This is a genomic window from Dietzia sp. DQ11-44, assembly GCF_014145205.1.
In the GTDB taxonomy this organism is placed as follows: Bacteria; Actinomycetota; Actinomycetes; order Mycobacteriales; family Mycobacteriaceae; genus Dietzia; species Dietzia natronolimnaea.
Genome location: NZ_JAALEC010000581.1, coordinates 1 through 11073 on the forward strand (window position 1 = coordinate 1; position 11073 = coordinate 11073).

The 11073-nt window shown below is 67.0% G+C and carries 11 protein-coding genes; 7 read left to right on the forward strand and 4 right to left on the reverse strand.

What is annotated here, in order from left to right; genetic code table 11:
- Positions 1–146: 146 nt before the first annotated feature.
- Positions 147–923 carry an isocitrate lyase/phosphoenolpyruvate mutase family protein gene (locus tag G6018_RS13705; RefSeq protein WP_179525635.1) on the reverse strand — a complete coding sequence of 259 codons (777 nt, stop codon included), beginning with the start codon at positions 921–923 and terminating at the stop codon, positions 147–149.
- Between the two features lie 327 nt (positions 924–1250).
- On the opposite strand from G6018_RS13705, the gene G6018_RS13710 reads away from it, so the two are divergent.
- The 4 genes from G6018_RS13710 to G6018_RS13725 all read left to right on the forward strand — a co-directional run bounded on the left by G6018_RS13710 (position 1251) and on the right by G6018_RS13725 (position 5732).
- Positions 1251–3485 (forward strand): NADP-dependent isocitrate dehydrogenase, encoded by a 2235-nt coding sequence (locus tag G6018_RS13710; protein WP_179525636.1) that lies wholly within the window; start codon positions 1251–1253, stop codon positions 3483–3485.
- 149 nt (positions 3486–3634) lie between these two features.
- Positions 3635–3841, forward strand: coding sequence for a dodecin (locus G6018_RS13715; protein ID WP_182611284.1), 207 nt, complete (start codon positions 3635–3637; stop codon positions 3839–3841).
- Positions 3842–4061: 220 nt separating this feature from the next.
- Positions 4062–5177, forward strand: a complete 1116-nt coding sequence (locus G6018_RS13720) for a N(5)-(carboxyethyl)ornithine synthase (protein WP_241730981.1) — start codon at positions 4062–4064, stop codon at positions 5175–5177.
- A 33-nt stretch (positions 5178–5210) separates the two neighbouring features.
- Positions 5211–5732, forward strand: a complete 522-nt coding sequence (locus tag G6018_RS13725; protein ID WP_182639906.1) for a nucleoside deaminase — start codon at positions 5211–5213, stop codon at positions 5730–5732.
- Between the two features lie 32 nt (positions 5733–5764).
- Here the strand turns inward: G6018_RS13725 and G6018_RS13730 are convergent, their stop codons facing one another.
- Positions 5765–6433, reverse strand: a complete 669-nt coding sequence (locus G6018_RS13730; RefSeq protein ID WP_182639907.1) for a mismatch-specific DNA-glycosylase — start codon at positions 6431–6433, stop codon at positions 5765–5767.
- Between the two features lie 85 nt (positions 6434–6518).
- Here G6018_RS13730 and G6018_RS13735 point away from each other — a divergent pair, with 85 nt between their 5' ends.
- Positions 6519–7118 (forward strand): YdeI/OmpD-associated family protein, encoded by a 600-nt coding sequence (locus G6018_RS13735; protein ID WP_182615781.1) that lies wholly within the window; start codon positions 6519–6521, stop codon positions 7116–7118.
- 139 nt (positions 7119–7257) lie between these two features.
- On the opposite strand, the gene G6018_RS13740 is transcribed toward G6018_RS13735, so the two are convergent.
- Both G6018_RS13740 and G6018_RS13745 read right to left on the reverse strand, forming a co-directional pair.
- A complete protein-coding gene (locus G6018_RS13740; RefSeq protein WP_182639908.1) occupies positions 7258–7785 on the reverse strand; it encodes a DUF1877 domain-containing protein in 528 nt (175 codons plus the stop codon).
- Between the two features lie 139 nt (positions 7786–7924).
- Positions 7925–8872 (reverse strand): LysR family transcriptional regulator, encoded by a 948-nt coding sequence (locus G6018_RS13745; RefSeq protein WP_107749110.1) that lies wholly within the window; start codon positions 8870–8872, stop codon positions 7925–7927.
- Between the two features lie 125 nt (positions 8873–8997).
- On the opposite strand from G6018_RS13745, the gene G6018_RS13750 reads away from it, so the two are divergent.
- Together G6018_RS13750 and G6018_RS13755 are read left to right on the forward strand one after the other, a co-directional pair.
- Complete coding sequence (locus G6018_RS13750) at positions 8998–9990, forward strand: putative oxygenase MesX (RefSeq protein WP_182639909.1); 993 nt, start codon at positions 8998–9000, stop codon at positions 9988–9990.
- 20 nt (positions 9991–10010) lie between these two features.
- Entirely contained in the window at positions 10011–11048 is a 1038-nt protein-coding gene (locus tag G6018_RS13755; RefSeq protein ID WP_182639910.1) for a methionine synthase, read from the forward strand.
- The last annotated feature ends 25 nt before the right edge of the window (positions 11049–11073 follow it).

Genomic DNA, 11073 nt, shown 5'->3' on the forward strand with positions numbered 1-11073 from the left:
GCCGACACGGCCCACCTACGGATCGAGGCTGCGGCGCCTCGACGCCAAGAGCCGGCGCTCGCAGGCCAAGGCCGGCCGCAGGCGCCCGAGCGCCTCGGACTGAACGTCCGACGCACCGCCTGCCGGGGCGGTCGCTCCGCTGCGACCTACTGGTCGGGGGTCATCCAGTGGGACAGCTGCTCGGTGGAGACCTTGGTGAGCCACATCTGCCACAGCGGGCCGAAGGACACCCGCCGCACCCCCAGGTTCCTGAGGACGGCCAGGTCCCCTGCGCCGTGGCCCTTCACGGGATGAGCGGTCACGTTGACCGGGATCGAGACCGCCCCGACGAGTCTGGTCACCTGGTCGGCGGACGTCAGCCCCACCGGGTAGACCGAGCGCGCGCCGGCCTGCTCCATCAGCACGATGCGCTCGGCCGCCTCGGCGAGCGGATCGGAGAAGACCTCTCCGCCCAGCTTGACCGCGTCGGTGCGGCCGTTGATCACGAAGGGCACACCGGCGTCATCCGCCGCGCGGCGGGCGCCGGCGATGTAGTCGGCGTGCTCGTGCTTGTCCCGGACCCGGTCGCCCTCGCCGTGGACCACATCCTCGATGTTGGCCCCCACCGCCCCTGCCTCGAGCAACCGCGAGATCAACTCGTCCGGACCGAGCCCGTACCCGGACTCCACGTCCGCGCTCACGGGGATGTCGACCGACTCGGCGATCCTGCGCACCACCCCGAGGTACTCGCCGAAGTCCATCCGCTCACCGTCGGCGCTCCCGATGGCGTCGGCGACCGGGTGACTTCCCACGGTGAGTCCGTGGAACCCCACGTCCGCGGCGGTCCGGGCACTCCAGGTGTCCCAGACGGTCGGGAGGACCACCAGGTCACCCGAGTCGTGTAGAGCGGCCAGTTCCTGTGCCCGTGCACCCACATCGGTCATCGTCGACGCCTCCTCGGCAGTAGCGGTCGTCCCTCGACACTAGGCCTGATGGGACGGACGCGACACCGCCGGAACGCGCCCGCCCCGCGGGGACGGCCCGGCCCGGGACGCCCCGGTCGGGGTCCCCGCCGCCGGAAAACGCCGCGGACGCGTGCGTCGTGGGCCACAGTGCAGGGTGACGCCGAGACGATCACACAACCGCGCACGTGCACCGATCGACCACACCGGGGGGTTCTGGCCACGCCGGCCCGACTCGGGTGATGATGGTGCAGGCGTGCTGATGCCGTTCCACAAGAACACGATCAGCCTGAAAAGAAAAGAGCCGACATGACCCCAGGCAGAACGACGATCATCTACACCCTCACCGATGAGGCCCCACGACTGGCGACGGAGGCGTTCCTCCCGGTCGTCCGCACCTTTACCGACGCCGCCGACATCGATGTCACGACGAGCGACATCTCGGTGGCCGCCCGCATCCTGGCCGCCTTCCCGGATCGGTTGACCGACGAACAGAAGGTTCCCGACAACCTGGCCGAACTGGGACAGATGACCCAGGAACCGGGCACCAACATCATCAAGCTTCCCAACATCAGCGCCTCGGTCCCCCAGCTGAACACCGCCATCGCGGAACTCCAGGCCAAGGGCTACGACATCCCCAAGTACCCGTACGACCCGCAGACCCCCGAGGAGATCGAGGTCGCCGAGCGACTCTCCGCGTGTCTGGGCAGCGCCGTGAACCCGGTGCTCCGCCAGGGCAACTCGGACCGCCGCGCCCCGAAGGCGGTCAAGGAGTACGCCCGGGCCAACCCGCATTCGATGGGCAAGTGGTCGATGGCGTCGCAGACCCACGTCGCACACATGACGCACGGCGACTTCTACGCCGGCGAGAAGTCGATCATCCTCGACCGCGCCTGCGATGCGCGCATGGAGGTGGTGACGCCGGACGGCGAGACCCACGTCCTCAAGACGGTGCCCCTCGAGGCCGGCGAGGTCGTCGACTCCATGTTCATGAGCAAGAAGGCGCTCCTGGAGTTCTACGAGGAGCAGCTGAACGACGCCAAGGAGACCGGCGTCATGTTCTCGCTCCACGTCAAGGCGACCATGATGAAGGTCAGCCACCCCATCGTGTTCGGCCACGCGGTGAGGGTCTTCTACAAGGAGGCCTTCGACAAGCACCACGACCTGTTCGACGAGCTCGGGATCAACGTCAACAACGGCATGGTCGACCTGTACGACAAGATCGAGACGCTCCCGTCCTCCAAGAAGGAGGAGATCATCGAGGATCTGCACCGGTGCCACGAGCACCGGCCGGAACTGGCGATGGTCGACTCCGCCCGCGGCATCACCAACTTCCACTCGCCCTCGGACATCATCGTCGACGCGTCGATGCCCGCGATGATCCGCATCGGCGGGAAGATGTACGGCGCCGACGGCCGCAAGAAGGACACCAAGGCGGTCATCCCGGAGTCCACGTTCGCGCGGATCTACCAGGAGATCATCAACTTCTGCAAGACCAACGGGGCGTTCGATCCCACCACGATGGGCACCGTGCCGAACGTCGGTCTCATGGCGCAGAAGGCCGAGGAGTACGGCAGCCACGACAAGACCTTCGAGGTCCAGTACGACGGCGTCGCCAACATCGTCGACGCCGCCACCGGCGAGGTCCTGCTCTCCCAGGACGTCGAGGCCGGCGACATCTGGCGCATGTGCACCGTCAAGGACGCGCCGATCCGCGACTGGGTGAAGCTCGCCGTGGACCGTGCGCGCGCCTCGGAGATGCCGGCCGTCTTCTGGCTCGACCCGTACCGCCCGCACGAGAACAACCTGATCACCCTGGTGAAGAAGTACCTCGCCGACCACGACACCGAGGGCCTGGACATCCAGATCATGTCCCAGGTGCGTGCCATGCGCTACACGCTCGAGCGCGCGTGGAGGGGCCTGGACACCATCTCGGTGACCGGCAACATCCTGCGCGACTACCTCACCGACCTGTTCCCGATCCTCGAACTCGGTACCAGCGCCAAGATGCTGTCGATCGTGCCCCTGATGGCGGGCGGTGGACTGTACGAGACCGGCGCGGGCGGATCGGCGCCGAAGCACGTCCAGCAGCTGGTGGAGGAGAACCACCTGCGCTGGGACTCGCTCGGCGAGTTCCTCGCGCTGGGGGCCAGCCTGGATGACCTCGGCCGGAAGGACGACAACCCCAAGGCCACGATCCTGGCCAAGACGCTCGACACGGCGACCGGCAAGCTGCTGGAGAACCGGAAGGGACCGTCCCGCGTCACCGGTGAGCTCGACAACCGGGGCAGCCAGTTCTGGCTCGCGCTGTACTGGGCCCAGGAGCTGGCCGCGCAGACCGAGGACCGGGACCTGGCGGCGCACTTCGCTCCGCTGGCGGAGAAGCTGACCGCGGACAAGGACACCATCCTCGAGGAGCTGCTGTCGGTCCAGGGCTCCAAGGTCGAGCTGGGAGGCTACTTCCAGCCCTCCGTCGACAAGCTGCGGGAGGCCATGCGCCCGAGCGAGACGTTCAACTCCGCGCTCGCGAGCCTCGGCAACTGATCCGACCCGCCCGCCTCACCGCACCCATCGGCCGCGCGCCGGTGGGTGCGGTGTCGTCGGGTCCGGTGTCATTCGGCCCGGTGTCATTCGGCCCGGCGAGGGCACTAGCCGCGATAGGGTGAGCCAGGTCACACAACCTGGAGGGCACCATGAACCACGTCTACAGCGTCACCGAGATCGTCGGCTCCTCCCCCGAAGGAACGGATGCCGCGATCGCCAACGCGGTCGCCGAGGCCTCCAAGACTCTCCGCAACCTCGAGTGGTTCGAGGTGCAGTCCGTCCGCGGGAAGCTGGACGGCGACCGGGTGGCCCACTGGCAGGTGACCATCAAGGTCGGGTTCCGGCACGAGTCCTGAGCGTCATCGGACCCGTCCCGCGGGCCGCTCCCGCTCGGCGCCGGGCCGCTCCCCTGTCCGGCCGCATATAGTCGGACCAGGAGCTGGATTCGGTTCCCTGATGATGGGAGTCCGGATGACCGGAACCGCTCACCCGCCCGCCACCACCTCCGCCGCCACTGGCGATGGTGCCTCCCCGGGAGGCGAACTCCTCAGCCTCGGTCTGCTCGCGAGCTCCACCATGGAGAACGAGCGTCGACTCCCGATACATCCCCGGCACCTGGACCGGATCGAGCCGGACCTCCGCGCACGCATGATCGTCGAACGCGGCTACGCCGCCGACTTCCAACTCGATCCCGGCTATGTCGAGTCGCGCGTGGGGCGGGTCGCCGAGCGCGCCGAGGTGATCGACTCCGCTGACGTGCTGCTGCTCCCGAAACCCCAGCTGGGAGAGATGGCCGAGATCCCGGAGGGTCGCGTCCTGTGGGGCTGGCCGCACTGTGTGCAGGACACCGGGTTGACGCAGACCGCGATCGACCGTCGGCTCACCCTCATCGCCTTCGAGTCGATGAACCACTGGACCCGGCAGGGCGACTTCAGTCTGCACGTGCTCCACAAGAACAACGAGCTCGCCGGGTACTGCTCGGTCCTTCACGCCCTGAGCCTCACGGGGTCCACCGGCAACTACGGGCCCCGGCTGAGCGCGGTGGTGATCGGGTTCGGCGCCACAGCGCGCGGGGCCGTCACCGCCCTGAACGCCCACGGGATCCACGACATCCAGGTCCTCACCCAGCGGGGGGCCACGGCGGTGGGCTCGCCGATCCACAGCGCCCACATCACCCAGCTCAACACCGACGAGGGCGCGACCCACCTCAGCACGGTTCCCACCGAGGACGGCGACGTCCTGCTCCCCACGTTCCTCGCCTCGCACGACATCGTGGTGAACTGCACTCTCCAGGACGTCACAGCCCCGTTGACCTACCTGCGGACCGTGGATCTCGAGGAGTTCGCTGCCGGCAGCCTCATCATCGACGTCTCGTGCGACGCCGGCATGGGCTTCGAGTGGGCCGTGCCCACGGGGTTCGAGGACCCGATGTTCACCGTCGGGCAGGGTGTGCACTACTACGCCGTCGACCACAGTCCGTCCTACCTGTGGAACTCGGCGACGTGGGAGATCAGCGAGGCGCTCCTGCCCTTCCTGCGGACGGTCATGGAGGGGCCGGCCGCATGGGATGAGGACCTCACCATCTCCCGCGCCATCGAGATCCGCGAGGGAGTCATCGAGAACCCGCATATCCTGGCGTTCCAGGGGCGTGCCGCCGACTTCCCGCACGCGCGCGTCGGCGGCAGCTCGTAACCCCGCGGGGAGCAGACTCTTCCAGAAGGCACCGTGACCACCACGTCCGACCCCCGCCCCGTCGGGGCCGACGACCTCGTCCATCTCCGCACCTGTGTGGACCTCGCGGGGCAGGCGCTGGCGGCGGGGGACAAACCGTTCGCCTCTGTGCTGGTGGACGAGGCCGGCGAGGTGCGGTTCGCGGACCGTAACCGCGAATCGAGTGGGGACGCCACCAGACATCCGGAGTTCGCGATCGCCCGCTGGGCGGCGGAGAACATGCAGCCCGAGGAGCGGGCGTCCAGTGTCGTGTACACCTCGGGCGAGCACTGCGCGATGTGCAGCGCCGCCCACGCGTTCGTGGGCCTCGGGCGCATCGTCTTCGCCTCCAGCGGGGCCCAGTACGCGGGCTGGAAAGCCGATCTCGGCGTGGCACCCGGGCCGCTCGCCCCGCTCGGGATCACCGACGTGGTCCCGGGACTCCCCGTCTCCGGTCCGGTCCCCGCGCTGGCGGAGGAGATCAGAGTGCTGGTCGAGAGGTCCTTCCGGGCCGATCGACGGAGTAACGACGGCTGACGTCGCCGGAAGTCGGGTGACGACGGGCCGGTTCAGCGTGCACCGGGGTCCCCGGTCCTCTCCACCGCACCCCAGACCTCCCGCCAGTGCGCGGCCAGGGAGTCGAGGGTCTCGTGCGCGTTCAACCCGCTGGGTTGCGGCAGCACCCACAGCACCACGCCACCGGGCCACCCCGGTACCTCCGAGGTGTCCTGCTCCCCGTAGCCGGCCTTCGGTCGCGCGAAAGCAGTTCGGAAGGCGGTGATCCCCGCGACGGCGACGACCGCCGGGCGCAGCTCCCCGGCGAGCGTGGCCACGCGCACCGCACCCGCACGCAGCTCCTCACGGGTGAGCTCGTCGGCTCGGGCGGTCGCGCGGCCGACGAGGTTCGTCATCCCGATGCCCCGCGAGAGCAACTGCTGTTCGTCGGCGGCCGAGAACCCGGTGGCGGCATCGATGACGTGGTCGGTCAACCCCGCCCGGTGCAGTGACGGCCAGAACCGGTTCCCGGGTCTCGCGAACGGCGCGTTGACGGCCGCCGTCCACAAGCCCGGGTTCACCCCGACAATGAGCAACCGCAGGCTCTCGGCGTCAGTGGGCAGGACATCGTCGACCCCGTGCGGATCCTCAGTGGCGAACCGGGCGAGCTCGTCGCGCTTCGGGCGGCGCCCGCCCGACGGAGAGGGACGCCGCGGGATGCCGGTCACGACGATCTCAGCCATGGTGCGAGGTTAGCGCGGCACCTGACCGGGCGGGCGCGACGCATAGAGGACACACTCAGGCCTCTTCACCTGACAGGCTGGGACCATGAGCCCGACGGACAGCCCTGACGCACCGTTGATCGTGGCGAACGTCGACCGGTGGCGCGAGTGGCTGATCACGAACGGCGAGAGCTGCGACGGGACCTGGCTGATGCTCGCCAAGAAGGGGGTCACCTCCCCCACCTCGCTCTCCTATCAGGAGGCGCTCGAGGAGGCGCTGTGCAGCGGGTGGATCGACGGGCAGCGCAGGTCGCACGACGAGAAGACGTTCGTGCAACGGTTCACCCCCCGCCGCGCGCGTTCCATCTGGTCACTGCGGAACGTCGAGATCGTCACCCGCCTCGCCGAGGATCGGAGGCTGCGCCCGCGAGGCGTCGCCGAGATCGAGCGTGCGAGGTCCGACGGCCGCTGGGACCGCGCCTACGCCGGCTCCGCGTCAGCACAGCTCCCCGAGGCCCTCGTGACCGCGCTCGAGGCGACGCCGGCCGCAGGGGCCGCCTTCGCCCGACTCACCCGCGCCGAGCGCTACAGCGCGATCCACCCACTCCTGATCGCCCGGGACGACGCCACTCTCGAGCGACAGGTCGGACGGCTGATCTCGCGGCTCACGTCACCGCGATCAGGTCCCCCACGCGACATGATGTGACGACGACGAGGGCGGCAGTCGCCACGGCGAGACGCCCCGCGCACGGGACGCGATCCCTCTCCGCAGGGATCTGGGAGGATCTCCACTCCCAGTGTTCGGGGCCGGCCGACGGTTGCAGCCGATGACGCTCGAGCTCTCGCTAGCCGATCATGTAGGCGAAACCCCGGCCCGATTTCTCTAGTGCGCGGAGGAAACGTCTCGCCCGGCCCAGGTGGAACTTCACGTACTGCGCTTCCGATTCCACTTCTCCGACCGAGTCGCTGTTGTGGCGGGTGAACAAGGGGACAAAGTCCGCGCGGGTGATCGCGTCCAGATCGTCGGCTATCAGGGCGACGTCTCCGGGCGGGATCGCTCTCACCCACGGCAGCCACGCCTCCCAGCCGTCTAGAGGTGTCACCTCTCCTTCGAACATCCGGTATGCCGGCCTGGGCTCTTCGGCTGGGTCGGACGGCTCCGACATCCTCTGGAGATTTCTCCACGCCTTGTCGAGGTAGAGCATGTCTTCCTCCGCAGGCCCCTGCTGAAAGTCGGTCGTACCCATGGTGAAGCCGTGGGGCAGACCGACGGCGTCCGCGAACGGGTCCGGACTGATGTGAGCCCGTGGGTCGGAGAGCACCGCCTGCGTGATCTCGGCGTCGAAGGCGTATGCGTAATAGCGGATTCCCATGTGTCCAGCATCCAACCGCCACCAGGGATCCGGTAAGCCCTCCACATCGATCTGTGGACAACAATCGCGGATGATCTTCGCCTGTGAAAAACCTCCGAAGTTTCTCGGCGACGGTGTAGAGGCATAGCGTCAGCCGGATTCACGGGGAGTCGAGCAGCTCGATCCCGTAGTCGGCGACAACGGCCCGCACCTCGGCGAGGTAGCGCTGCGCCTGCGCAGTGAGCGGGATCCCGGAATGGCTGATCCAGCCGATCTCGATGCTCTCGTCCACGTCGAGCGGGATGGCGACGATCTCCGGATCGAGGTCGTCGCTGATGATTCCGGTGGAGATCGTGTACCCGTCGAGACCGATCATGAGGTTGAAGATGGTCGCGCGGTCGGAGACCCTGATCTCTCTCTTACTCGACCGGGTGGAGAGGATCTCCTCAGCGAAGTAGAACGAATTGTTCGCGCCCTGGTCAAAAGTGAGCCTGGGCAGGTCCGCGAGATCGTCGAGGGTGACGCGTTCCCGGGATGCCAACGGGTTCTGCCTGGAGATGAAGATGTGCGGCAGCGCTGCGAAGAGTGGGTGGAAGACCAGGCCGGAATCGCGGAGGAGCTTGTCGATGACCTTCCGGTTGAAGTCGTTCCGGTAGAGCACACCCACCTCGCTGCGGAGGGTCCGGACATCCTCGATGATGTCCCAGGTTCGCGTCTCACGAAGCGAGAACTCGTACTGTTCCGCCTCGCCTGATCGCACCATCCGGATGAACGCCTCGACCACGAACGAGTAGTGCTGCGCCGACACCCCGAGCAGTCGGCGGGACGGCGGCTGACCGAGGTAGCGCTGCTCCAGTAGGGACATCTGCTCGACCACCTGCCTGGCGTAGCCGAGGAACTCCGCTCCCTCGTCGGTCAGCGTCACTCCTCGGGCGGATCGGACGAGGAGGGTGCGCCCCACTCTGTTCTCCAGGTCCTTCATGGAGGCGGACATGGTCGGCTGGGCGACATATAGCAGCTCCGCAGCGCCGGTGATCGAGCCTTCCGCCGCGACCTCGATGAAGTAGTGCAGCTGCTGGAGGGTGATTCCCCTGGATTCTCGACGCATAGCTCAAGGCTATACAAACCCATACCAAATGGTAGTTACCCGATACCTGAACTGGGACTGCAGGATGGAGGCACAGACTTTCCGCCGCGCCGAGCCCGGCCGATCACGACCCGAACGGGACGCACATGTCGAACGAATTCACGTATCGCATCACCACCACCAGCTTCGACGAGAACTACTCACCGTCGGAGAATTCCCGAACCACCACGAACTTCGCGAACCTGGCCCGAGGCGAGCACCGTCAGCAGAACCTCCGCCGAACCCTGTCGATGATCAACCATCGGTTCAATGACCTCGCACGCCGGGACAATCCGACCGGGGATCGCTACTCCGTCGAGCTCGAGATCGTCTCCGCCGAGCTGCAGTTCCACTCGAAGGGCGCGGACCACCGGTTCCCCCTGATCGAGGTACTGGACATGCAGATCGTCGACCGGGACACCGGTGTTCGCATCCCCGGGATCGTCGGGAACAACTTCTCGTCCTACGTCCGCGATTTCGACTTCAGCGTTCGGCTGCCAGCGGTCAACGAGGGACGCTCCGAGTTCATCGTGCCCGGCGACTTCGGCGACCTGCACGGCAAGTTGTTCCAGCACTTCCTCGACTCCGAGGCCTACCGGGAGCGCTTCGAGGTGGATCCCGTGATCTGCATCAGTGTGTCCACGAGCCGGACCTACCGTCGGACCGGACACCACCATCCGACCCTCGGTGTCGAGTACCAGCAGGACGACTATTCGTTGACCGACGAGTACTTCCGCAAGATGGGGCTCCAGGTCCGGTATTTCCTGCCGCCCGGCGGAGTCGCCCCGCTCGCGTTCTACTTCCGAGGCGATCTGCTCAGCGACTACACCGACCTGCAACTCATAGGCACGGTGAGCGTCATGGAGACCTTCCAGCGGATCTATCGGCCGGAGATCTACAACGCGACCTCCCCCGCCGCAGAGATCTACCGACCGACCCTGGAACAGAAGGACTACTCGCTCACCCCGATCATCTACGACCGTGTCGAGCGCAGTCAGCTCGCGAAGAAGCAGGGAAAGTACACGGAAGACCACCTTGTGGAGCCCCATCGCGAACTCCTCGAGCAGTGGGCCGCCCGCTACCCCGTCCTCGTCGGATGACCACCGGAGGAGAGTCGACCATGAACCAGATCCTGCCCACGTCCATCGTCGGCAGCCTGCCCAAGCCCTCGTGGCTCGCCCAGCCTGAAACCCTCTGGGCGCCCTGGAGGTTGCAGGGCGATGAGTTGGTCGAGGGTAAGCAGGACGCGCTGCGCATTGCCGTGAAGGAACAGAGCGATCGCGGAATCGACATCGTCAGTGACGGCGAGCAGACCCGTCAGCACTTTGTGACGACGTTCATCGAGCATCTCGACGGGGTCGACTTCGAGCAGCGCGAGACGGTTCGGATCCGCGATCGCTACGACGCGAGTGTGCCCACCGTGGTCGGTGACGTGCGCCGCTCCACGCCGGTCTTCGTCGACGACGCGAAGTTCCTACGACAGCAGACCGATCGGCCGATCAAGTGGGCACTCCCCGGCCCTATGACGATGATCGACACGCTCTACGACGGCCACTACTCCAGTCGTGAGAAGTTGGCCTGGGAGTTCGCGACGATCCTCAACCAGGAGGCACGAGACCTGGAGGCTGCGGGGGTCGACATCATCCAGTTCGACGAGCCCGCGTTCAACGTCTACTCCGATGAAGTGAAGGACTGGGGCGTGGCGACGCTGGAAAGGGCGGCGGAGGGATTACGAGCGGAGACCGCGGTGCACATCTGCTACGGCTACGGGATCAAGGCGAACACCGACTGGAAGGCCACCCTCGGTTCGGAATGGCGCCAGTACGAGGAGTCGTTCCCCCTCCTGCAGCAGTCCAGCATCGACATCATCTCCCTGGAGTGCCACAACTCCCGTGTCCCGATCGACCTCGTCGAACTGGTCCGCGGCAAGAAGGTCATGCTCGGGGCGATCGACGTGGCCAACGAGAAGGTCGAGACTCCGGAGGAGGTCGCGGCCACGCTCCGCAACGCCCTGCAGTTCGTCGACGAGGACAGACTCCTGCCGAGCTCCAACTGCGGCATGGCGCCCTTCTCCCGGGACATCGCACTGGCGAAGTTGAGCTCGCTCAGCGCGGGTGCTCGCATCGTTCGTGAGGAGCTATCGGCCGCCAAGGCCTGACCTATCGGTCTGAGAACGCCGGCGG

What these genes read in the sequence shown, in the direction of transcription:
- G6018_RS13705 (WP_179525635.1), bottom strand. Translation starts at nt 923, where the DNA reads ATGACCGATGTGGGTGCACGGGCACAGGAACTGGCCGCTCTACACGAC.
- G6018_RS13710 (WP_179525636.1), top strand. Translation starts at nt 1,251, where the DNA reads ATGACCCCAGGCAGAACGACGATCATCTACACCCTCACCGATGAGGCC.
- G6018_RS13715 (WP_182611284.1), top strand. Translation starts at nt 3,635, where the DNA reads ATGAACCACGTCTACAGCGTCACCGAGATCGTCGGCTCCTCCCCCGAA.
- G6018_RS13720 (WP_241730981.1), top strand. Translation starts at nt 4,062, where the DNA reads ATGGAGAACGAGCGTCGACTCCCGATACATCCCCGGCACCTGGACCGG.
- G6018_RS13730 (WP_182639907.1), bottom strand. Translation starts at nt 6,433, where the DNA reads ATGGCTGAGATCGTCGTGACCGGCATCCCGCGGCGTCCCTCTCCGTCG.
- G6018_RS13735 (WP_182615781.1), top strand. Translation starts at nt 6,519, where the DNA reads ATGAGCCCGACGGACAGCCCTGACGCACCGTTGATCGTGGCGAACGTC.
- G6018_RS13740 (WP_182639908.1), bottom strand. Translation starts at nt 7,785, where the DNA reads ATGGGAATCCGCTATTACGCATACGCCTTCGACGCCGAGATCACGCAG.
- G6018_RS13745 (WP_107749110.1), bottom strand. Translation starts at nt 8,872, where the DNA reads ATGCGTCGAGAATCCAGGGGAATCACCCTCCAGCAGCTGCACTACTTC.
- G6018_RS13750 (WP_182639909.1), top strand. Translation starts at nt 8,998, where the DNA reads ATGTCGAACGAATTCACGTATCGCATCACCACCACCAGCTTCGACGAG.
- G6018_RS13755 (WP_182639910.1), top strand. Translation starts at nt 10,011, where the DNA reads ATGAACCAGATCCTGCCCACGTCCATCGTCGGCAGCCTGCCCAAGCCC.